Raw genomic sequence first — 21,596 nt, forward strand, 5'->3', positions numbered from 1 at the left:
GAACGCCGGGCCATCATGTGACCAGGGAGCGGGCCACATGAAAGCGGCGGATCAGTCGCGATCCGCCATCTGGGTCCAGATGCCGCCCGCCTCATGGCTGTCGGCGCAGGCCTCGACGAAATCCATGCCTCTGAGCCCGTCTGCGACACCGGAGAGCCTGGTCGAGGCCTGACCCAGATCGCGCCCTGAGCGGCGGGCGGCAATCACGATCCCGGCCTCGGCGTAAAGATTGGCCCAGGCATCTGTCAGGGTCTCGCCATGGCCCCGCGGCAGATGGATCAAAGCTTCGGCTGCCGGGCGGATGCCCTGGGCGGCACCCCTGCGGAAGATACGCTCTTCGGCCTCGGCAGGGGTGAAACGCAGCTCTTCGGGCTTTTCCTGATCCCAGTCGAGCGCGCCCTTGTCGCCCCAGACCCGGATCCTCAGCGCGCAATATTGCCCGACCGCCGCATTGGAAAGCTGCATCGTCGCCGGCGCTCCATTGCTGAGCTTCAGCCCGATATGGGCGGTATCCGGCTGCGGTTTCAGGCCGCCACAGGTGAACATATCGGCACGCAGACTGGCCACGTCGAGGCCGGTGAAGGTATGGAGCAGGTGATGGGCATGTGTGCCAATATCGCCCACGATCGAGCTGCGGCCCACCCGTTTGGGATCCTGCCGCCAGGGCGCGCCATCCAGGGCTTGCGCCGCCAGGTTCCAGTCCTGGAGATATTCGACATGCACCTGCGCAATGCGGCCCAGGGCACCCTCATCGACCAGCGCGCGAGCCTGGCGCACCATAGCGTGATGCGAGAACGGATAGGTCATGGTCAGGCTGACGCCGGTCTTTTGCTGCACCGCGACCAGTGCCTCGGCCTCAGCCAGCATCGCCGTCATCGGCTTATCCAGGATCACGTCGATCCCGGCCTCGAGAAAGGCAATCGCCACCGCCGCATGGCTGTCATTCGGGGTGCAGATCGCCACCGCGTCGATGCCATCGGGCCGGGCGGCCTCGGCCCGCGCCATCTCGCGGTAGTCACTATAGCTGCGATCCGCCGGGATCACCCAGTCTGCCGCAGAAAGCCTCGCCGTGTCCAGGCGGGAAGACAGCGCCCCCGCCACAACATCGAAATGGTTCGAAAGCCGCGCGCCCGAGAAGTGCCAGCTGCCCACGAGCCCGCCCCGCCCGCCGCCCACAAAACCAAGGCGAAGGCGCCGCCCCAGTGGGGGCTGACGCAGATTGCTTCTGTCCGTAAAGCTCATCGCTTTTCCTTAAATCGTGCCGCCCAGCGAGGATTCCAGCTCGGCCAGTTCCTGCCCGCCCGCCATCAGATCCTGCAGACGCGCGGCATCGACATCGCCCTTGGTCGCGGTGCCCAAAGTCTGGCCCCGGTTCAGCACGGTGAACCTGTCGCCAACCGCCATGGCATGGCGCACGTTATGGGTGATGAACACAACGCCGATGCCCTGCTTTCTGACCCGGTCGATGGTGCCCAGCACATTCGCGGTCTGGCGCACCCCCAGAGCCGAGGTCGGCTCGTCAAGGATCAGCACTTTCGCCCCGAAATAGACGGCGCGGGCAATGGCGACGGTCTGGCGTTCGCCCCCGGAAAGGGTGCCCACCGCCTGATCCGGGCCGCGCAGGTTGATCCCCATCTTCTTCATCTCGGACATGGTGACCTCTTCGGCCTTTTTCATATCGAGATTGCGGAAGGGCCAGATGCCTTTTTCCGGCTCGCGCCCCATCCAGAAGTTGCGCACCACCGACATCAGCGGGATCATCGCGAGATCCTGGTAGACGGTGGCGATGCCCGCCCCATAGCGTCACGGGGGGATTCAAAAGTGACGGGTTTGCCCTCGATCACCATCGTTCCGGAAGAGGGCCGGTGAACCCCCGACATCGTCTTGATGAAGGTCGATTTCCCGGCGCCGTTATCGCCCAGCAGGCAATGGCATTCACCCGCTTTCACATCAAAGGACACCCCGTTCAGCGCGATTACATGGCCGAAGTTCTTCTTGATATTGCGCATTTCCACGATTGGAGTCGTCATCAGCGTTCTCCCGTGATGATGCGGCGGATATAGGTGTTCATGATGACGGCGACCAAAAGGATGGCGCCAAGGAAGACCCGGAACAGCGAGCTTTCGGCATTGGCGAAGAACAGGCCCTGTTGCACGACCCCGAAGATCACAGCGCCCAAAGCCGCACCGATCACCGATCCGTAACCGCCGGTCAGAAGCGCGCCGCCGATCACCACGCAGATGATTGCCTCGAATTCTTTCAGCATCCCGCGGTCAGCTGCGGCCGAGCCGAATTCCATCACCTGGCAGGTGGCGAAGACACAGGCGCAAAAGGCCGAGAACATGAACATCGAGATTTTCACCCGGTTCACCGGCACGCCGACATAGCGCGCGGCCTGGGCGTCGCCGCCCGAAGCAAAGATCCAGTTGCCGAATTTGGTGCGGGTCAGAAGCAGATGGCCTAGGATGACCAGCGCCAGCGCCCAGACAACCAGCATCGGGATGCCGTCAACCACCGGCTGCCCCGCGCGCGAGCCGCGGGTAAAGGTAGCGATCCAGCCCGCCTCGCCCATCCAGGCGAAAAAGCCGGTCAGGATCTTGCCGCCAAAAACCGGCGCAAGCCAGTCGCCCTGGGCTTTCTCGGCGACGCCGCCGATAATGGTCTGGCGGGTGAAATAGACCGAGCCCCAGATTGTCAGGCCCCGCAGGATGAACAGGAATGCAAGCGTCACGATGAAAGAAGGCAGCCCGGTCTTGACCACAAGCCAGCCGTTCAGCGCGCCGATCAGCATACAAAAGGCAAAGGTAAACAGGATTGCCGCCCAGAGCGGCCAGCCCATATGCACGGAAAGGATCGCCATCACGGTTCCGGCAAAGCCGATCATCGAGCCGGTCGAAAGGTCGAACTCGCCCGCGATCATCAAGAGGCAGGCGCCGACCGCAATGATCATGAACTGCGCGGAGACCACGGTCCAGTTCATGATGCCTTCGGCCCGGAACATGCCGGAATCGCCGGCGATGGCACCGAACAGCAGGAAGACAAGGATGGTGCCGCAAATGCCGCCCAGTTCGGGCCGGATCAGCGCGCGGCGCAAGGGCGAGACGGTTCTGACGCGCTCGTCTTTTTGAGCCTGGACGGCTTCTGTCATTTGGATAATCCCCACAGGTAAAACGGGCCGGGTGCGTTTTGTGCCCCGGCCCTTGCACCAGATCAGCGATATTCGCCGGCGAGAGACTCGACGAATTCGATATTCTCTTTGGTGACGAAGCCCGGACCGGTGAAGACCGAGTTCGACGGCGCCACGCCATAACGGACATAGGCGGTCAGAACCTGGATCGGCACCGAGCCTTGCAGGAAGGGCTGCTGGTCAATAGCGAAATTGATGGTTCCGTCTTTGATCGCGCCCGAGATTTCCGACGACAGGTCAAAGGTGCCGAAATAGATTTCGCCATCGAGGCCAAGTTCCTTGACCGCACGGATCGACGGCTCGGCCGAATTCGGACCAAGGGTCAGGATCGCGCCGGTATCGGGGTTCGCGGTAAGATAGGCTTTCACTTTATTGGCGACTTCCGACGGGTCCATGCCCGAGTCGATCATCTGGCTGCCGAGCTCGACGCCCAGACCGTCGGCAAAACCACGGCAACGCTCTACCGATGCAGGATTGGTGATATAGTGGTTGACGCAAAGAAAGGTGGTGATCCCCGCCTCTTTAGCACGCTCGCCTGCGCCGAGACCCGCCTCATATTCCGGCTGACCGACATGGAGCAGCGCACCGAGTTTCTTGCTTTCTTCGACAGTGCCCGAGTTCACGGTGACGACCGGGATCCCCTTGGCGACGGCGTCCTTGATCGGGCCTTCCAGCACATTGTAATCGGCGATGGTAACGATGATACCGTCGACATCGGCGGCGGCGGCCTGCTGTACGATCCGCGCCATATCGGCGAGGTCGCCGGTCGCGGGGTTACGGTATTCGGTGTTCACACCCATCTGCTCATTGGTGACCTTGATCGCATTCTTGATCACGTTGAACCAGCTGTCACTGTCCGGGCCATGGCTGATCCAGACGAATTGTTCGCCTTCTGCCTTTGCAGAGCTGACCATAGCGGTCACCGCAAGAACCGCCCCGATGGCGACCGATCTCAGCATTGATTTCATTGTGGTAATCCTCCCTTTGCGGCTTCCCTCTGTGACCGCCGGAAGCCATGGCGGATTCTGGTTTGACAGGTGTTACGGGCGGCGTTTTGCCTCCTGCGCGTCCAGCGCTGCGTCGAGCCTTGCGGCGTCCCAGCCCTCAGACACCGCGCGCGCCAGCAGATCCTGCTGGGTTTCAGGCGCAAGACCGCCAATCGGCGGATCGGTGTCGAGATTGGTCGGGAAGGGATAGCCATCCGCCGTGGCCGCGATCACCGCATGCCGGCCCTCGGGTGATAGCGCTGCGAGATGCGGAAAAACGGCACGGCACATCGCGGTGCGGTCAATCGCCTCCATATGGCGGGCAAAGGCGCTGGCGGTCTGGATCAGGTTCACCATCCGCACAACGTCAGAGGTCCTGTTCTCACCCGCCGCATGGAACAGGGCCGGGCTGAAAAAGATTGCATCACCTTTTTCCAGCGGCAGCTGAACGTGATGCTCTTCGAAATACTCGCGAAACGCGGGCCGGGTGGCGGCGATATAGCCCTGCAGGAAGCGCTGCGAATGCGGCAGCAGTTTCGTGGTTCCGCTCTCGACCGGCATATCACAATGCGCGACGCCGCCTTGCAGGATCAGCGTCGGGCCGGTCGCGTGGATATGATCCGGATATTGCGCCATCTGATCCGGCGACATGAAACCGAGGTGATAGTCGCGATGCGGTGCCTGTGCCTTGCCGCCAGGACGGACCTGGTTCACCTGAGTTGCGATCTGATAGCCCGGCCCAAGCCAGGCGCGGCAGGCAATATCAATCACCGGATTGGCCATATAGCGGGCATAAACCGCCGGATCATGCAGGCAGAGCTTTTGCAGGCTGTTCCAGATCCGGTCATTGGCGCCGGCCTTGGCGAAATGATCGCCTGCCGCAACGCCGGTCTCACGCTCATGCGCGATAATCGCGCGAAACGCGTCCGAGGCTGCATCAATCGCGCCCTTGTCGGCAAAGGCGTTCTTGACCACGAAAACCCCGGCGCCCTCGCCGATCACCTGCGCCCATTCGCGTGAAATCTCCGCGCTGACACGCGCGCCATCATAGATCGGAATATTCTTTTCAATGGCGATGGCCGAGGGGCAATGCTCGATGGTGGTCACCGTCTCCACCTGAGCGCGAAACTCTTCAAGACTGATCTCGGGGACCAAATCCTTCACGATGCTCTCCCTTCATCGTCGACCTGTCGGATCAGGCGACAAGACATCAGCCGACCGTGCCGGCCCCGCGTCCTCCACGCGATGCCGGTTGTCTGCTTCTGTAAAATTGCAACCTGATTAGTTTGGCAATATTGATTGCAGAAATTTGAGTGTGTCAACCTTTAATTCAGAAATCTGTCCTGATCCCAATGGGTGCATCTGGCGCGCGGGCGCAGATTTGATTTGAAAAAATGATTTATCTTATTGGGTTATTTGAATTTTCTGACCTTACACGGTGCAACCGTCCCCATGGCAGCGGCACCGGCTTCGATTGCGGTCTTGCAATTTTCCTTGCAGAAAATCGTCCCCCGGCAAGTCCCGGTCTTTGATTCGATCCGCCGCAAAACCCCTTCAATCCTGCATCCTGACGGCAGTCTCAGGACCGAGGGTGTGTCAAAACTCGGTGGCATGCTATGCTTTCTCGGTAGCGGGGGATCAGCATGGCGGGTTTCATCGAGGGCGTTCAGCGCAGCCAGACGGTGCTTTTCCCGGAGCGGCTGGAGGACTGGATCGGCGAAGATGATCTTGTCCGCGTTGTAGATCTGTTCGTCGATGAGCTTGATCTGTCTGACCTTGGTTTCGTGCGCTCGACCTCGGCACGCACAGGTCGACCGGGGTATCATCCTGCGGTGCCGCTGAAGCTGTTCATTTATGGCTATCTGAACCGGATCCCGTCGAGCCGTCGACTGGAACGCGAGGCGGGACGCAATGTCGAGGTGATGTGGCTGATCGGCAGGCTGGTGCCAGACCACAAGACCATCGCCGAGTTCCGCCGCACGAATGGTCCCGCGATCCGCAGGACCTGCGCCCAGTTCGTGGAATTGTGTCGCCGGATCGGGGTGCTGAAGGGCGATTGCGTGGCCATCGACGGGAGCAAGTTCAAGGCCGTCAACAATCGTGACAGGAACTTCACGAAGAACAAGATCGCGAGCCGTCTCGCCCATCTTGAGGCAGATGTAGACCGCTATATCAATGAGATGGAGCGCATTGACCGGCAGGAAGAGGGCGAGGCCCACGCCGCGAAAGCACTGCACCTTGCCCGCAGATATGGCCGTATCCGGCAAGAGATCGCTCGATTGAAGGTAATGGACAAGGCCTTGGCCGATGTCCCGGATGGCCAGATTTCCCTGACCGACCCCGATGCCCGCGCCATGGCGACCAGCGCCCGGCACAGCGGTATGGTGGGCTACAACGTCCAGACCGCCGTCGATACAGAGAGCCACATCATTGTTGCGCATGAAGTCACCAATCAGGGCTTCGACCGCGACCAGCTCAGCCCGATGGTGATCGCAGCCAGGGAGGCCCTCCACCGCGACGATCTGCATGCCATCGCCGACAAGGGTTACTTCAGCGGCCCCGAGATCCTCGCCTGCCATGAGGCGGGCATCACCACGACCGTGCCGCGCCCAACCACTTCGGGAAATGCGGTTAAGGGTATGTATGTGAAGGCCGACTTTGCCTATGACACGGAACGCGACGTCTATGTTTGCCCGGCTGGCGAAGAGCTCATCTACCGCTACACCACCGAGGAGCGTGGCGTTCAGGTCCGGCGATACTGGATCAACGAGTGCCAGACCTGCCCGTTGCAAAGCAGATGCACCACCGGCACGGAACGCCGCATCACCCGCTGGGAGCACGAGCATCTGATCGACGCGATGCGCGAAAGGCTGAGCCGGGACACCGATCCGATGACCCTGCGCCGCTGCACCGTCGAACACCCCTTCGGCACGATCAAGGCATGGATGGGGCACACCCATTTCCTGACCCGAACGCTGAAAAACGTCCGCACCGAAATGACCCTGAACGTTCTGGCCTATAACATCAAGCGGGTCGTCTCCCTGATCGGCATCCGGCAACTGATGCAGGCTATCCCGGCCTGATCGGGGTTCAGATGTCCCACTTCCAGGCGCAGCGATGCGTCTGGAGAGGCCCATCAGGCCGGCAACCGCGAAAAAGGAAGAACTGACGACGAAAAGCTGGGCAACTCGGAAAGCCATCCTCAGACAGATCCCACCGCTGAGTTTTGACACAGCCTCGGCCAATTGCCGCCCGCCGCTGTCAGATACTCTCGGGCAGGATCAGCCGCATAGGCAGGAAAACCTGGCCCTGGCCCTCCGCCACCGCCTCGCCCCTGACCGCCTGACGGGAGAGGGAGATCAGCGCGTCGCAGATCTCGCGCAATGGCGTGTCGATCACCAGCGACACGATGCCCTCGGCCATCGCGCGCCGTGTCGTCTCGGTCAGTTCATTGGCGATCACGTCGATCTCGCCATGGCGGCGCTCTTCGCGTACGGCGCGGATCACGCCATTGCGCCCGCCGCCGCAGCAATAGATGCCACAAAGCGATTTGTGCCGCGCCATCAGCGCAATTGCCGCCTCATAGGTCAGATCATCCGTGTCGAGATTGATCTGTGTGTCGAGCAGGACGAGATCCGGCCGCTCACGACGGATATAGCTGCGAAACCCGGTCTCGCGCAGCTCATGCCCATGCCAGAGCTGGCCGCCGACAAACAGCGCGAGCGCTCCCCCTGCCCCTTTGGGCACACCCCGCGCCAGCATCGCCGCCGCGACCCGCCCGACCTTGAGATTATTGACCCCCAGACAGGCATGGCGCACGCCCTGGGCCAGGTCGGATAACAGCGCGATCACCGGGATGCCTTTGGCCTTCAGATCCGCCACTGCCTCGGTGACCCTGGGATGATCCACCGCGACGAGGCCGATCGCCTGCACTTTCGGCGCCAGCCGTTCCAGCGCGGCAATACTGGCGGCGGGGCTGGAATTGGCGGCATATTCGGTCACGATACGGAGCCGCAGGCCGGTTTGGGCAAGGGCTGCCGCCTCGGCCTCGGCCTGGAACTGGCGGTAGAAGTCCGGCTCGGTCGGCAAAAGCACCAGGCCGATGGTCAGGCTTTCCTTTTCACCGATCAGGCGTTTCTCCAGCAGCGGGGCGGCGTGAAACCCCATCTCTCGGGCGACGTCCAGCACGTGCATCGCCGTGGCCTGCCGGACCGTGCTGCGCCCGTTCAGCACCCGGTCGACGGTCGCGGCGGAAACCCCGGCAGCTTTGGCAAGATCGGTGATCGTTACACGTTTGCGCATCGGCAAAATCCATCAAAAACCATCATTACCCATCATCATTCTGATGTGAATTGCAATAAACGAATCTGGAAAATCGCAATTTTCGTTGCAATGCTATCGGGAGAGGCCGCAAGTCTGAGGTCAGGAACCGTCGCTGTGCAGGAGGGGAAACAGGTCATGAGCCATACGAACCGCGATTACGCGCTGCTTGGGCGCGATGCCAGGCTGGCCGAAGAGATCGGCCTCGTCTCCGCCCAATGGTATCATACCGACCTGCCGCGCAAGGTGATGAAAGAGCTGATGACACGGTCGGATCAGCCCGCAATCCGCGACACGATCATCCTGTTTGGCGTGATGATCGCCTCGGCGGCAATGGGCATCTGGCTCTGGCCGTCCTGGTGGTCTGCACCCTTCTGGCTGGTTTACGGCGTGCTCTATGCCTCGGCCATGGACAGTCGCTGGCATGAATGCGGCCATGGAACGGCGTTCAGGACGCGCTGGATGAATGATGCGGTTTATCAGGTCGCGTGCTTTTGCATGATGCGCAATCCGGTGACCTGGCGTTGGAGCCATACCCGCCACCACACCGACACGATCATCGTCGGCCATGACCCCGAGATCATCGCGATGCGCCCGGCGGTCGTCGCCCGGCTGATCCTGAATTTCTTCGGGATCTTCGAGCTTTGGGGCAATGCAAAAACTACGTTGCAGCTGATCGCCGGCTATATGCCCGAAACCACGAAGTCCTTCGTGCCGGAGCCCGAGCGCAAACGCGCCTTCCTGATCGCCCGGATCTGGGCCGTGATCTATCTGGGCGTCGCGGCGCTGGCCTTCTGGATGCAGTCGATCCTGCCCTTCATGGTCGTGGGTCTGCCGATCCTCTTTGGCAGCTGGCATATGGTGATGACCGGCTACATGCAGCATCTGGGCCTGGCGGAAAACGTGCTCGACCACCGGCTGAATTCGCGCACCGTCTATGTGAACCCCATCTCGCGCTTCATCTACTGGAACATGAATTTCCATGTCGAACATCACATGTTCCCGATGGTGCCTTATCACGCGCTGCCCCGGATGCATGAGCTGGTGAAACATGACATGCCACCCGCGCATCCCTCGATCCTGTCGGCTTACCGCGAGATCATCCCGACCCTGATCCGCCAGTTCAAAAACCCCGACTGGTTCGTCAAGCGCGAGCTGCCCGCCAGCGCCCAGCCCTACCGCGCCGAATATCACGGCGACCTGGAACCTGGTGCCCCCACCCCCGGCATCGCAGGCTATGACGCGCAGGCGCGTCCGATCGCCGCCGAATAGCCCTGCCGGACACCCGCTCCCATCCCGCCCGATTGCCAGATATCTTTGGAGGAGAAGACATGCCCTGGATTGCCGCCTGTTCGGCCGATGACATCGACACCGAAGACCTGATCCGCTGGGATCACGCCGGTCGCAGCTATGCGATCTATCGCAGCCCCGATGACGATTATTTCTGCACCGACGGCTTTTGCACCCATGAGGCGATCCATCTCGCCGATGGGCTGGTGATGGATTACGTTGTCGAATGCCCCAAACATAACGGCCAGTTCGACTATCGAAGCGGCGAGGCGGTGCGGCTGCCGGCCTGCAAGAACCTCAACACCTGGCAGACCCGGGTTGAAAACGGCCAGGTCGAAATCCTGATCGACTGAGATCACGCACAGAAATCCCCGGGGGACATCATGGTTCAGAAAAGCACAAGACCGACCGTTGCCGATATCCGTGCGATGAAGGCGCAGGGGCAGAAGCTCTCGATGCTATACGTCACCACGCCGGGTGAGGCGGCAGCGGCGGCGGCAGCGGGGGTCGACCTCCTGTCGATCGAGGGGCAGTATTTCACGCCCGCGATGCGCGAGGCGGCGGGTGACTGCTTTGTGCAGATCGGCCTGCCCTATGGCCCCGCCGGCGACCTGGTGACCGCCGAGGATTACCTGCGCGCCGCCTTTCAGTTCACCAAACTCGGCGGCGATTGCTTTTATTGCGCGGCATCTTTGCAGATCCAGAAAGCGCTTTGTGACAACCGCGTGCCAGTCGTCGGCCATGTCGGCCTGATCCCGTCGCAAGCGACCTGGACCGGGGGCTTCCGCGCGGTCGGGAAGAGCGCTGCCAGCGCCTGCGCGGTCTGGGATCACATCAAACGGCTGGAAGAGATCGGCTGTTTCGGTGCCGAGCTTGAGGTCGTTCCGGTCGGAGTGGCGAAGATCATCACCGAAAACTCCCCGCTGCTCATCCTCGGGATGGGCGCCGGTCCCTATGCCGATGCGCAGTATCTCTTTGCCGAAGACGTGCTGGGCTATACCACGGGCCATAAGCCGCGCCACGCCAAAAGCTACCGCAATTTCGCCGCCGAATTCGCCCGGTTGCAAGAGGAACGCATCTCGGCCTTCCGCGAATTTGTCGCCGATGTGAACAAGGGCGCCTATCCTGCCCCACTTCACAATGTTACCGATAACGAGGCCGAACTTGCCGCCTTCCGCAAGATGGTCGGCCTGTGACGCCCTGCGGCGCCGCCCTTCCCTGACCTGCCCGCGCCTGCATCGCAACACAGGATTGCCAGTATCTATCATTGGCAATCTGTATTGCATTTCTTTGAGATCTTGCTATGCCGGTGCTGTCAGAGAACGCTGCGTTCCGGGGAAGTCGCAGCCGGTCTGATACCCGAGGGGGATCGCACCATAGACCTGATTTCAGCGCGAAAGGTTCCGCCTCTTGCGCCGGTGAAAGCTGCGCACTGATCAGCGGCAGAGGGTTTGCGGCGCGCTCGCACGGCCGGGCAGAAAGGGGAGGACATGCAGAAATCTGCTACGGGCGGCGGGCTTGAGATCCGCAATGTTACACATTTCTACGGGCCGAACCGGGTGCTTGCGGGCATCGACCTCACGCTGCGGCCGGGCGAGGTTGTGGCGCTTGCAGGTGAGAATGGCGCCGGAAAATCGACATTGATGCGGATCATCGGCGGCTATCAGGCGCCGGGGTCGGGCACGGTCCAGTGGCGCGGCGCGCCTGTGCCCGCCGATCTGCACCGCGCTGAAAAGATGGGGATCACGCTTGTCCATCAGGAATTCGCGCTGATCCCTGATATGAATGTCGCCGAAAACATCCATCTCGGGCGCGAGCCGGGCCGGTTCGGCGTGGTCAATCGCCGCAAGATGCGTGACCAGGCCGCCGCCGCGCTGAAGCTTTTGCGCGCGAATATCCACCCCGAGGCCGCGATGCGCGATCTGCCGGTGGCAAGCTGGCAGGTGGTTGAGCTTGCCAAGGCCTTTGGCGCGGGCCCCTCGCTGTTGCTGATGGATGAACCCACCGCGGTTCTGGGCCGCGAGGAAACCGCCGCGCTTTTTGACCGGATCCGCGCCTTCCGCGCGGCAGGTGGCGCGGTGATCTTCACCTCACACCGGCTGGACGAGGTCCGCGAGATTGCCGACCGGGTCACGGTTTTGCGCGATGGCACCATCACCATGGACCGCCCCACCTCGGACGTTTCCGAACATGACATCGCCACCGCCATGGTCGGGCGCGAAATCTCCGACCTCTTCCTGCCCCGCAGCCCGGCGCCTGTCGCCGCCCCTGTCCTGGAAGTCGAGGGGCTTGACGTGCCGCGCGAGATCGGCGCCCCGGTGCGGGATGCGGGCTTTGCGCTCCATCCGGGCGAGATCCTTGGCGTGGCAGGCCTGGTCGGATCGGGCCGCACCGAGATGTTCGAGGGCCTTGTCGGCCTGCGCCCCGCCCGCGCGCGCCGCTTTACCCTGCGCGGTGAGACGCGGGCGCTGCCGAAAAGCCGTGAGGCCTGGGCAAAGGGCATCGCCTATCTGACCGAAGACCGCAAAAGCCGGGGCCTGCTGCTGGAGGCGAGCCAGATCGTCAATGCCGATCTGACGCTGGGGGCCCTGTCGGGCGGGCCGCTGCTTGACCAGGCGGGCGAGCGCGCGCGCTATGCGAAGGCGCGCGAGACATTCGACATCCGCTCGGCCAATCCACTGATCCCGGCGGGGCGGCTCTCGGGCGGCAATCAGCAGAAACTGCTGCTGGCGAAGACGCTCGCGAGCCAACCGGATATCGTCATCCTCGACGAGCCGACACGCGGCGTCGATATCGGCGCCAAGGCCCAGATCTACCGCCTGATCGCCGGGCTCGCCGCCGAAGGCCGCGCCGTTGTCGTGATCTCGTCGGAACTGCCCGAGCTGATCGGCCTGGCCCATCGCATCCTCGTCATGGATCGCGGGCGCATCGCCGGCACGCTGCACCAGCCCGAGGGTGGCCAGGTGAGCGAGGCCGATATCCTGCGCCTCGGCCTTGGCCTTTCCACCGATTCAGAGAAGGAAATCCCCGCATGAGCGACGCAACCCTCGCCCCCGCCGCCACGCCGCTGCGCCAGAGGATTGGCCAGCTCGGGCCGCTGATCGCGCTGATCCTGCTGGTGATCCTCGGCGCCGTGTCCAGCGAGACCTTCCTGACCGCCGAGAATGTCCTCAATGTGCTGACAAGGTCCTCGATCATCGGGATCATCGCGATCGGTGCGACCTTTGTGATTACCGCACGCGGGCTTGACCTGTCGGTCGGGGCGATGGCCGCGCTGGTGGCGGGGCTGGGTATCATGGGGATGAACTGGTTTCTCGCCCATATGTCGCCGATGGCCGCGCTGATCAGTGGCATGACGCTGGCTTTGGTGATCGGGATGCTGGCCGGGCTTTTGAACGGCTCGCTGGTGGTGTTTGCCCGGATCGAGGCCTTCATCGTCACGCTGGGCACGATGGGGATCATGCGCTCGCTGGTGACCTGGATGTCGGATGGCGGCTCGATCTCGCTCGATTTCGCGCTGCGCGATGCCGGGCGCGGGCTTTACTATGGCGCGCTGCTGGGGATCCCGTTGCCGGTGATCATTTTCGCGGTGCTGGCGGCGCTCGGTGAATTCGTCATGACCCGGATGCGCTTTGGCCGCCATGTCACGGCCATCGGCTCGAACCCGGATGTCTCGCGCTATTCCGCGATCCCGGTGAATGGGGTGCGGCTTGCGACCTATGTGCTGCAGGGCGCCTGCGTGGGCCTCGCCACGCTGATCTATGTGCCGCGCCTGGGTGCCGTCACGCCCTCGACCGGCATGTTGTGGGAACTGGAGGCGATTGCCGCCGTGATCATCGGCGGCACGGCGCTGGCGGGCGGCTACGGGCGGGTCTGGGGCACGGTGGTTGGTGTGCTGATCCTTGGCCTCGTCGCGAATATCCTCAACCTCACCTCGTATTTCAGCCCGCATCTCAATGGCGCCTTCCAGGGCACCATCATCGTCATCGCCGTCCTGCTGCAACGCCGGCGCAGCGGCACCTGATTTTCAACCGGAGGAGAACCCCAATGAAAGCCCAACTGTCCCGCCGCAATATGCTGGTGGCATCGGCCGCAGGCATGGCGCTGCCGCTGGCCGCCCTGCCCGCCCGCGCACAAGAGAAAGTCGCGAAAATCGGCATCGCGATCCCGGCCGCCACCCATGGCTGGACCGGCGGTCTGAACTATCACACCGAGCGCACCGTCAAATCCTTGCAGGCCGCCTTCCCGCAGCTTGATTTCGTGGTGACCACCGCCGGCGACGTCCAGGCCCAGGTGAACAATGTCGAAGACCTGATCGCCCAGGGCATCACTGCGCTGGTGATCCTGCCGATGGAAAGCGATCCGCTGACCGAGCCGGTCAAGGCCGCCAAGGCCCGTGGCATCTTTATCACCGCCGTTGACCGTGGCCTGTCCGAGCCAGGCGTTGAAGATCTCTATGTCGGCGGCAACAACCCGCAATATGGCAAGATCGCCGCCGATTACTTCAAGGGCAAGCTGCCGGATGGCGGCAAGATCGTCGTCATGCGCGGCATCCCGACCGCCATCGACAATATCCGCATCGAGGCCTTCAATGCCGCGCTTGAAGGGTCGGGGATCGAAGTTCTCGACATGCAATATGCCAACTGGAACCCCGATAAGGGGTTCGAGGTGATGCAGGACTTCCTGACCCGCTTCCCCCAGATCGACGGGGTCTGGGCCGGTGACGATGACGCGGCGCTCGGTGCCAAAGCGGCCATCGAACAGGCGGGCCGCGCGGAGGGGATGAAGCTGCTGGGCGGATCGGGGATGAACCGGGTGATCAAGCTGATCATGGATGGGGATACGCTGATCGACGCTGACATCTTCTACCCGCCGACTCTGATCATCCCCGCGATCACCGTCACCGCCGCGCGCTATGCGGTGCAATCGCCGGTGCATGGCATCTACACGCTCGACAGCCCGCTGATCACGGCTGAAAACGCGGCGGAATATTACTTCCCCGACAGCCCCTACTGAACCTGTCCGAAACGCGAGAGGGCGCGGGATGTTTCCCGCGCCCTCTTTCGTTTTCATGGCTCACTTCATCAGAAATTCAACCGCCGGATCCGCCACAAAGCGCCAGTTGCGGCGCGGGCCGGCCATGACGTTGAGGTAGTAAAGTTCAAACCCATAGGGCGCACCGCAGGGGTGATGGCCGCGCGGAACAAGCACCACATCGCCATCTTTCACCGCCATGACCTCATCAAACTGCCCGTCATCGGTATAGACGCGCTGAAAGGCAAAGCCATCGCCCGGGTTCAGGCGATGGTAATAGGTCTCTTCGAGATAGGTGATGCGGGGGAAATCATCCTCGTCATGGCGATGGCTGGGATAGGATGACCAGTTGCCGGCGGGGGTATAAACTTCGGTCACCAGCAGGCTGTCACAGACGTCATGCATCTCCATCGCGATATTGTTCACCAGCCGCAGATTGCAGCCCGATCCGCGCTCGGTCAGGGTGATGCCATCAGGGCCAAGCCGTCGCGCCGGGTAATTGCCCTTGCCGGGCGCGGCGCAGACCGCGATGGTGCAGGCGGTCTCGGCCACCGCGCGCCAGTCCTGCCCCGGCGGCACATAAAGGCTGTGCGGTGGCGTCTTTTCAAAGACATTCATCCGCTCGCCAAGCAGGCCCCAGTCCTGACCGGCGGCGGTGAAAGCGGCCTTGCCCTCGATCATGACCAGGATCACCTCATCACTGCCGGTCGCTTCCGCCGCCGTCTCGCCGGGCCGCAGCCGATAGAGCGAAAAGCCGACATAGCGCCAGCCGGCCGAGGCGGGGGTGACCTGGTGCACCTTGCCCGTGGTGCCGAAGGGTTTCAGTTGCAATTGGCTCATGAATACGTTCCCTGTCACTGGCACGGGCGCGGGCATCAGCCGGCGCTGGCGCGCCTTGCCTGATCCCAGATCTCACACAGCCGGCTGTAGCGCGCCGTCATATCCGCGACCGCCCCGGTGTCATCCATCTTTCCCTCCATCCAGGCCCGCGCCACATCGCCAAAGATCGACCGTCCGACCGCAAACCCCCGAACCAGCGGCTGCGCCGCCGCAACGCGGAAGCTTGCGGCCAGCTCGGCCTCGGGCGCGTCAAGGCCAAGGATCACGATGCCGCGCGTGTTCGGGTCGTTATCCTCGATGGCGGCGACGGCATTGGCCCAGGCCTCAGCCGTCTTCATCGGCTCAAGCTTCCACCAGTCGGGATAAATGCCCAGATCGTAAAAGCGACGGATGATCCTGGCCGTGGTCAGGTCATCGACCGGTGCCACCTTGGACGGGATCACTTCGAGCAGGAATTCCAGCCGGTTCCGGCGTGCTGCGGCAAACAGACGTTTGACCACGTCTTCCTGCTGCGCCCAGGTTGTGGCATCGTCATCGGGGTGGCAGAAACACAGCACCTTGACCACATGATCCAGCGGCCATTCGGCCAGCCCGCCGTAATCCGGCCCGATCTCGGGCTCAAGGCTTAAGGGGCGCGAGCCCGGCCATTCCACCGGACGCCCGACCCAGAGCCCGCTTCCCGCGGTGGCATGCAGTGCAGTCTTGCCAACGCGGTTGTCGCACAGAATGCCATAGCCCGGCCGGCCCGCCTGGACGCCCTGCGCGGCCGCAAGGCACAGCTCTTTGAAGGCTCCGATTTTGGCCGGCGTTGCGCCTTGCATCTGCTCCAGCTGCATCCGGTGATCAAAAGCAAAGACGCGGATATCCCGCCACGGATTGCCCCGGCTTTCGCCCCGCAGCGCCCGGCGGTTGGTCGACCAGTGGATCTGTTCCAGCGCTGCGTCGTTTCTCAGATCCGGGCGGGTCACACCGCGATCCAGGAAGAATTCCAGTTCGGCCAGCGAGGGATAGGCCGGCGCACAACCATGGCGCGACACCGCGAAAGCCCCGCAGGCATTGGCATATTCCAGGGCGCGCGGCCATTTTTCATCATCCAGCCAGCCCTTCAGCAGGCCCGACATGAACCCGTCCCCCGCGCCCAGCACGTTGAACACCTCGATCGGGAACCCCGGCCCGGCCTCGCCCGCATCAAGGCTGTCGGGCACTGCGCCGGTAAAGGCCACCGCCCCCGCCGCGCCGCGTTTGCACACCAGCGTGGCGGTGCTGAGCGCGCGCACGGCCCGAAGCGCCGCGATCGTATCGGTCGAACCGCCCGCGATATGGAATTCTTCCTCGGTCCCGACGATCAGGTCGAAGAGATGCAGCGTGGTTTGCAGTTTCGCCGTCACCTCGGCGCTTTCGACGAAGCGGCTTTCGCCATCCCCATGGCCCGCGACGCCCCAGAGGTTCGGGCGGTAATCGATATCCAGCGCTGTCCGCGCGCCATGCTGGCGGGCCAGCGCCAGCGCCTTCAGTACTGCCGCCTTGGTGCGCGGATGCGAAAGATGAGTTCCCGTCGCGACCACTGCGCGGCTGTCCGCAATCAGCGCCTCGTCGATGTCATCCTCGCACAGCCCCATATCGGCGCAATTCTCGCGGTAAAAGATCAGCGGGAACTGATGTTCGTCGCGGATCCCCAGCAGAACCAGCGCCGTCAGTCGTTCCGGGTCGGTCACCACGCCGCGCGTATCGACGCCTTCACGCGCCAGTTCCTCGCGCAGGAACCGGCCCATATGTTCATCGCCCACCCGGGTGATCAGTGCCGATTTCAGCCCCAGCCGCGCCGTCCCCACCGCCATATTGGTCGGGGAGCCGCCGACATATTTCTGAAACGCGCCCATATCTTCCAGCCGGCCACCCACCTGCGCCCCATAGAGGTCAATGGAGGACCGGCCAATGGTCACGAGATCCAGCTTTTTCGTCATCTCACAAACCCCCTCCCCCGGGGTGAACTCCTGGTCTCAAACGGCAACAGGCGTGATCCAGGGCTGATCAACCGCCTCATGGCTGTCGACAACTGCCTCGACAAAGGCGACACCCTTTACCCCGTCCCGGATCAGCGGAAGGTCCTGGCCGATGGGTGCAGGCACGCGGCCCTCTGCCCGGGCGTGGATCGCTTCGGCAAAGCCAAGATAAAGATTGGCGAAGGCCTCGAGATAGCCTTCGGGATGACCCGGAGGCGTGCGGGTCCGCGCCTTTGCCGCCGGTGACAGATCACCCGCGCCGCGCTTGATGGTCTGCACGCGGCCCTCAAGCGGGGTCAGGACCAGCTCATTGGGCTGTTCCTGATACCAGGCAAGCGATCCCTTGCCACCAAAGACCCGGATCCGCACACCGTTGGAATTGCCGATGGCGACCTGGCTCGACCACAAAAGCCCACGCGCGCCGCCCTCATAGCGCAGCATGACATGCGCATTGTCATCAAGCGAACGACCGTTCACAAATGTCGCCAGATCGGCGGTCAGCGATTCCAGTCGCAGCCCGGTGACAAAGCCCGCAAGGTGATAGGCATGGGTTCCGATATCGCCGATGGAGCCGCCGCGCCCGTTCTTTTTCGGGTCGGTCCGCCAGGCGGCCTGGGCATTGCCCTGGGCCTCGATGGCGGTTGCCATCCATTCCAGCGGATATTCGACCTGCACGGTCCGGACAGCGCCGATCTCTCCGGCCGCGACCCGCGCGCGGGCCTCATGCACCATTGGGTAACCGGAATATGTATAGGTGACGCCGACGAAAACACCCCGCGCCCGGGCGAGTTCCTCCAGCGCCAGGGCCTCTTCCAGCGTGGCGGTCAGCGGCTTTTCACAGATCACCGCAATGCCCGCCTCGATCAACGCCTTCGCCATCGGATAATGGGTGAAATTGGGTGTACAGATCGCCACCGCATCGACGCGGTCCTCGCGGGCGAGTTCCCCCGCGATCAGCTCCTGATATGTCCCATAGCTGCGATCTTCAGCGATGCCCTGGCTTTGCGCGAAAGCCCTGCCCTTTGCGGGATCTGCATCAAAGGCCCCCGCCACAAGCACCCATGCGCCATCGAGCCGCGCCGCCAGGCGGTGGATATTGCCGATATAGGCCCCCTCGCCGCCACCGATCATTCCAAGCCGCAATTGCCGCGTCATGCTTCCCCCAGCCCGAGCATCGCCCGGTTGGCTGCCCGGTCTGCGCCGGATTTCACGAAATCGTCAAAGGCCCGGTCCGAGACGCGGATGATGTGGTCTTTGATGAACTGAGCGCCCTCACGCGCGCCGTCTTCGGGGTTTTTGATGAAACATTCCCATTCCAGAACTGCCCAGCCGTCAAAGCCGTAAGTGGACAGCTTCGTGAAGATGGCACCAAAATCGACCTGACCATCGCCGGGGCTGCGGAAGCGGCCGGCGCGTTTTGCCCAGGGCATATAGCCGCCGTAAGCGCCGGATTTGCCATCCGGGCGAAACTCGGCATCCTTCACATGGAAGGTGCGGATGCGGTCATGGTAGTGGTCGATGAAACTCAGATAATCCATGCCCTGCAGAACCAGATGGCTCGGGTCATACATCAGATTGGCCCGGGGATGGTTGTTCACTTTACCCAGGAAATACTCCCAGGAATGCCCGTCATGCAGGTCTTCCATCGGATGGATTTCATAGCAGACATCCACGCCATGCGCGTCGAAATCATTGAGGATCGGCGTCCAGCGGCGGGCGAGCTCGTCAAACCCTTCCTCGACCAGCCCCTCGGGCCATTGCGGATAGGGGTAGAGATAGGGCCACAAAAGCGCGCCCGAGAAGGTCACATGCCGGTCGATCCCGAACCGCTGCGAGGCGCGGGCCGCGAAGCGCAACTGTTCTTCGGCCCAGGCGCGGCGGCGCGCCGGATTGCCGCGCACATGTTCGGGCGCGAAAGCATCCAGCACCCCGTCATGTGCGGGATGCGCCGCGACCAGCTGCCCGGTGATATGCGAGGCAAATTCGGTGATTTCCAGCCCGTGATCGGCCAGAAGGCCTTTGATCTCATCGCAGTAAGCGTCTGAGGTCGCGGCTTTCTCCATATCTATCAGCCGCGTCTCCCAGGTCGGGATCTGCACACCTTTGAACCCCTTTTCCGCCGCCCAGGCAGCCAGACCCGGCAACGTGTTATAGGGCGCGTCATCCGCGGCAAACTGCGCGAGGAAGACCCCCGGCCCTTTGATCGTGCGCATCGCTCAGCCCTCCAGCGCGACCGCAGGCACGGGCGCGTCGTCATAGCCGCCATAGACCGACTGGTCGAAGGGGATCACCGCGCCGGTCATCATGCCGCCATCGTCAGAGGCCATCCACAAAACCGCGCGCGCCACTTCTTTCGGGTCGAGAATGCGGCCAAAGGGCTTTGCCGCCGCCGCGCGGTCGATGAAATCCGGGTCGCCGGTTTCCGAGAGCACAAGCGCCCGTTCATGATCCGAATTCATCCAGCCGATATCGAGCTGGTTGATATGGATCTTATGGCGCATCAGCGCGAAACCCGCATGGCGCGTCAGTGTCGACAACGCGCCTTTCGAGGTCGAGTAAGGCGCGAGGAACGGCTGCCCCGCCAGACCCGACATCGAACCGATATTGACCACCCGGCCCTCGATCCCTTCACGGATCATCACCTTGGCCGCATCCTGGATCAGGAAGAACGGCGCGCGGGTATTGACCGCGATCATGCGGTCAAAGAGCTCGGGCGAGGTGTTGAGCATATTGCCGCGATCCGTCAGGCCCGCCGCATTGACGAGGATATCGACCCGGCCAAAACGCTTGTCAGCCGCCGGGACGATCTTCGCCACATCGTCGATACTGCCGAGGTCGGCGAGCACCAGCTCGACCGGTACGCCGGTCGCATCGAAGATCGATTTCGCAACAGCGCGACCCTTGTCCTCGCCGCGCCCGACGATCACGATCCCGGCTGCGCCCGCCTCGGAAAAGAGCCGGGCAATCGCGGCCCCAAGGCCCTGGGTGCCGCCGGTGACAATTGCAACCTTCCCGTCGATCCGGTTCATTTCGCCACCTCATAGCCGGCGGCGGCCATTACGCGCATCAGCTCTTTATGGCCCTTCACCGCCATTTCCAGCGGCGGGGAAACCTTCGGATCCTGCTCGGCCTCGACCACGAACCAGCCCTCATAGCCTTTCTGGGCCAGCGCCCTGACGATGGCTTCAAAGTCCAGCGAGCCATCGCCCGGCACGGTGAAAGCCCCCTTGATCACCGCATCAAGGAAGCTCTCCGATCTGCGGTCCAGCCCGTCGATCACCGATTGCCTTATGTCCTTGGTATGGACATGGGTAAAGCGCGCATGATGGTTGTCGATCACCCGCATCAGATCGCCGCCCGCAAAGGCCAGGTGGCCCGCATCAAACAAGAGCGGCACCGAGGAGTGTTTGAGGAAGAGGTCGATCTCCGCCTCTGTCTCGACCACCGCCGCCATATGGTGATGATACGAGATCGGCATCCCCTGTTTGGCGCACCAATCCGCAAAATCGCTCATCTTACGCCCGTAGGCGGCCATCTCTGGCTCGGTCAGTTTAGGCTTTGTCGCGAGCGGCGCCGAGCGCACGCCCTGGATCGAACGCGCGGTCTCGCCATAGACGATGCAGGGCGCTTTGGCGGCGATGAAAAACGCCATCTGTTCCGCGATGCGGTCCTTTTCGACCTCGATATCGCCATCGACCAGCAGGCCCGAGAACCAGCCGCCACAGACCGAGATGCCGAAGCGGTCCAGGATGGGGCCAAGCTCTGCCATATCCATCGGGAAGCGGCGGCCGGTCTCCATTCCGGTAAATCCTGCAACCGAGGCCTGACGCAGACATTCCTCGAGGCTTACATCATCCGAGAGCTCGGCGAGATCGTCATTCCACCAGGCGATCGGGGCAATTCCAAGTTTCGCTTTCCCAGCCTTAATTGTCATGG

General features: G+C 62.7%; 18 protein-coding genes and 1 pseudogene. 7 read left to right on the top strand and 12 right to left on the bottom strand.

Features of this window, described 5'->3' with window-relative positions:
- Positions 1–51: 51 nt before the first annotated feature.
- From QNO18_RS18375 to QNO18_RS18395, 5 genes and pseudogenes are all read right to left on the bottom strand, one after another.
- The gene (locus tag QNO18_RS18375; RefSeq protein ID WP_283179003.1) at positions 52–1,242 is read right to left on the bottom strand and encodes a Gfo/Idh/MocA family oxidoreductase; all 1,191 of its coding nucleotides are present in this window, start codon (positions 1,240–1,242) and stop codon (positions 52–54) included.
- Positions 1,243–1,251: 9 nt separating this feature from the next.
- Positions 1,252–2,030 (bottom strand): annotated as a pseudogene (locus QNO18_RS18380) (ATP-binding cassette domain-containing protein).
- Positions 2,030–3,148, bottom strand: coding sequence for an ABC transporter permease (locus QNO18_RS18385; protein WP_283179004.1), 1,119 nt, complete (start codon positions 3,146–3,148; stop codon positions 2,030–2,032). The pseudogene QNO18_RS18380 and the gene QNO18_RS18385 overlap by 1 nt, the downstream one beginning before the upstream one ends.
- 62 nt (positions 3,149–3,210) lie before the next feature.
- Positions 3,211–4,155, bottom strand: a complete 945-nt coding sequence (locus QNO18_RS18390) for a sugar ABC transporter substrate-binding protein (RefSeq protein WP_283179005.1) — start codon at positions 4,153–4,155, stop codon at positions 3,211–3,213.
- A gap of 72 nt (positions 4,156–4,227) precedes the next feature.
- Entirely contained in the window at positions 4,228–5,337 is a 1,110-nt protein-coding gene (locus tag QNO18_RS18395; protein ID WP_283179006.1) for a phytanoyl-CoA dioxygenase family protein, read from the bottom strand.
- Between the two features lie 479 nt (positions 5,338–5,816).
- On the opposite strand from QNO18_RS18395, the gene QNO18_RS18400 reads away from it, so the two are divergent.
- Entirely contained in the window at positions 5,817–7,256 is a 1,440-nt protein-coding gene (locus QNO18_RS18400) for an IS1182 family transposase (RefSeq protein ID WP_283179007.1), read from the top strand.
- A gap of 178 nt (positions 7,257–7,434) precedes the next feature.
- Here the strand turns inward: QNO18_RS18400 and QNO18_RS18405 are convergent, their stop codons facing one another.
- Positions 7,435–8,475, bottom strand: a complete 1,041-nt coding sequence (locus QNO18_RS18405) for a LacI family DNA-binding transcriptional regulator (RefSeq protein ID WP_283179008.1) — start codon at positions 8,473–8,475, stop codon at positions 7,435–7,437.
- A gap of 156 nt (positions 8,476–8,631) precedes the next feature.
- On the opposite strand from QNO18_RS18405, the gene QNO18_RS18410 reads away from it, so the two are divergent.
- The 6 genes from QNO18_RS18410 (at position 8,632) to QNO18_RS18435 (ending at position 14,799) form a co-directional block, all read left to right on the top strand.
- Positions 8,632–9,765, top strand: a complete 1,134-nt coding sequence (locus QNO18_RS18410) for a fatty acid desaturase family protein (RefSeq protein WP_283179009.1) — start codon at positions 8,632–8,634, stop codon at positions 9,763–9,765.
- Positions 9,766–9,824: 59 nt separating this feature from the next.
- The gene (locus tag QNO18_RS18415) at positions 9,825–10,136 is read left to right on the top strand and encodes a MocE family 2Fe-2S type ferredoxin (RefSeq protein ID WP_198835075.1); all 312 of its coding nucleotides are present in this window, start codon (positions 9,825–9,827) and stop codon (positions 10,134–10,136) included.
- 30 nt (positions 10,137–10,166) lie between these two features.
- A complete protein-coding gene (locus QNO18_RS18420; protein ID WP_283179010.1) occupies positions 10,167–10,979 on the top strand; it encodes a 3-methyl-2-oxobutanoate hydroxymethyltransferase in 813 nt (270 codons plus the stop codon).
- Positions 10,980–11,273: 294 nt separating this feature from the next.
- A complete protein-coding gene (locus tag QNO18_RS18425; protein ID WP_283179011.1) occupies positions 11,274–12,818 on the top strand; it encodes a sugar ABC transporter ATP-binding protein in 1,545 nt (514 codons plus the stop codon).
- Positions 12,815–13,807 carry an ABC transporter permease gene (locus tag QNO18_RS18430; protein ID WP_283179012.1) on the top strand — a complete coding sequence of 331 codons (993 nt, stop codon included), beginning with the start codon at positions 12,815–12,817 and terminating at the stop codon, positions 13,805–13,807. Before QNO18_RS18425 ends, QNO18_RS18430 begins: the two co-directional genes overlap by 4 nt.
- A 23-nt stretch (positions 13,808–13,830) precedes the next feature.
- Positions 13,831–14,799, top strand: a complete 969-nt coding sequence (locus QNO18_RS18435) for a substrate-binding domain-containing protein (protein WP_283179013.1) — start codon at positions 13,831–13,833, stop codon at positions 14,797–14,799.
- Positions 14,800–14,859: 60 nt separating this feature from the next.
- Here the strand turns inward: QNO18_RS18435 and iolB are convergent, their stop codons facing one another.
- The 6 genes from iolB to iolE are packed head-to-tail and all read right to left on the bottom strand — an operon-like array spanning position 14,860 to position 21,594.
- The gene (iolB, locus tag QNO18_RS18440) at positions 14,860–15,657 is read right to left on the bottom strand and encodes a 5-deoxy-glucuronate isomerase (RefSeq protein WP_283179014.1); all 798 of its coding nucleotides are present in this window, start codon (positions 15,655–15,657) and stop codon (positions 14,860–14,862) included.
- Positions 15,658–15,692: 35 nt separating this feature from the next.
- Complete coding sequence (gene iolC, locus QNO18_RS18445; protein ID WP_283179015.1) at positions 15,693–17,621, bottom strand: 5-dehydro-2-deoxygluconokinase; 1,929 nt, start codon at positions 17,619–17,621, stop codon at positions 15,693–15,695.
- A gap of 36 nt (positions 17,622–17,657) precedes the next feature.
- The gene (locus QNO18_RS18450; RefSeq protein WP_283179274.1) at positions 17,658–18,791 is read right to left on the bottom strand and encodes a Gfo/Idh/MocA family oxidoreductase; all 1,134 of its coding nucleotides are present in this window, start codon (positions 18,789–18,791) and stop codon (positions 17,658–17,660) included.
- Positions 18,792–18,811: 20 nt separating this feature from the next.
- Entirely contained in the window at positions 18,812–19,873 is a 1,062-nt protein-coding gene (locus tag QNO18_RS18455; protein WP_283179016.1) for a sugar phosphate isomerase/epimerase, read from the bottom strand.
- Positions 19,874–19,876: 3 nt separating this feature from the next.
- Positions 19,877–20,689, bottom strand: coding sequence for an SDR family oxidoreductase (locus QNO18_RS18460; protein ID WP_283179017.1), 813 nt, complete (start codon positions 20,687–20,689; stop codon positions 19,877–19,879).
- Entirely contained in the window at positions 20,686–21,594 is a 909-nt protein-coding gene (iolE, locus tag QNO18_RS18465; RefSeq protein WP_283179018.1) for a myo-inosose-2 dehydratase, read from the bottom strand. The genes QNO18_RS18460 and iolE overlap by 4 nt, the downstream gene beginning before the upstream one ends.
- Positions 21,595–21,596 lie beyond the last annotated feature (2 nt).

Source organism: Gemmobacter sp. 24YEA27 (assembly GCF_030052995.1).
Classification (GTDB): domain Bacteria; phylum Pseudomonadota; class Alphaproteobacteria; order Rhodobacterales; family Rhodobacteraceae; genus Pseudogemmobacter.

Bases quoted from the DNA above. Each gene is read 5' to 3' on its own strand.
- QNO18_RS18420 (WP_283179010.1), top strand. From the start codon at position 10,167: ATGGTTCAGAAAAGCACAAGACCGACCGTTGCCGATATCCGTGCGATG.
- QNO18_RS18425 (WP_283179011.1), top strand. From the start codon at position 11,274: ATGCAGAAATCTGCTACGGGCGGCGGGCTTGAGATCCGCAATGTTACA.
- QNO18_RS18410 (WP_283179009.1), top strand. From the start codon at position 8,632: ATGAGCCATACGAACCGCGATTACGCGCTGCTTGGGCGCGATGCCAGG.
- iolC (WP_283179015.1), bottom strand. From the start codon at position 17,621: ATGACGAAAAAGCTGGATCTCGTGACCATTGGCCGGTCCTCCATTGAC.
- QNO18_RS18405 (WP_283179008.1), bottom strand. From the start codon at position 8,475: ATGCGCAAACGTGTAACGATCACCGATCTTGCCAAAGCTGCCGGGGTT.
- QNO18_RS18385 (WP_283179004.1), bottom strand. From the start codon at position 3,148: ATGACAGAAGCCGTCCAGGCTCAAAAAGACGAGCGCGTCAGAACCGTC.
- QNO18_RS18435 (WP_283179013.1), top strand. From the start codon at position 13,831: ATGAAAGCCCAACTGTCCCGCCGCAATATGCTGGTGGCATCGGCCGCA.
- QNO18_RS18430 (WP_283179012.1), top strand. From the start codon at position 12,815: ATGAGCGACGCAACCCTCGCCCCCGCCGCCACGCCGCTGCGCCAGAGG.
- QNO18_RS18415 (WP_198835075.1), top strand. From the start codon at position 9,825: ATGCCCTGGATTGCCGCCTGTTCGGCCGATGACATCGACACCGAAGAC.
- QNO18_RS18460 (WP_283179017.1), bottom strand. From the start codon at position 20,689: ATGAACCGGATCGACGGGAAGGTTGCAATTGTCACCGGCGGCACCCAG.
- iolE (WP_283179018.1), bottom strand. From the start codon at position 21,594: ATGACAATTAAGGCTGGGAAAGCGAAACTTGGAATTGCCCCGATCGCC.
- QNO18_RS18450 (WP_283179274.1), bottom strand. From the start codon at position 18,791: ATGATCGGTGGCGGCGAGGGGGCCTATATCGGCAATATCCACCGCCTG.
- QNO18_RS18455 (WP_283179016.1), bottom strand. From the start codon at position 19,873: ATGCGCACGATCAAAGGGCCGGGGGTCTTCCTCGCGCAGTTTGCCGCG.
- iolB (WP_283179014.1), bottom strand. From the start codon at position 15,657: ATGAGCCAATTGCAACTGAAACCCTTCGGCACCACGGGCAAGGTGCAC.
- QNO18_RS18375 (WP_283179003.1), bottom strand. From the start codon at position 1,242: ATGAGCTTTACGGACAGAAGCAATCTGCGTCAGCCCCCACTGGGGCGG.
- QNO18_RS18400 (WP_283179007.1), top strand. From the start codon at position 5,817: ATGGCGGGTTTCATCGAGGGCGTTCAGCGCAGCCAGACGGTGCTTTTC.
- QNO18_RS18390 (WP_283179005.1), bottom strand. From the start codon at position 4,155: ATGAAATCAATGCTGAGATCGGTCGCCATCGGGGCGGTTCTTGCGGTG.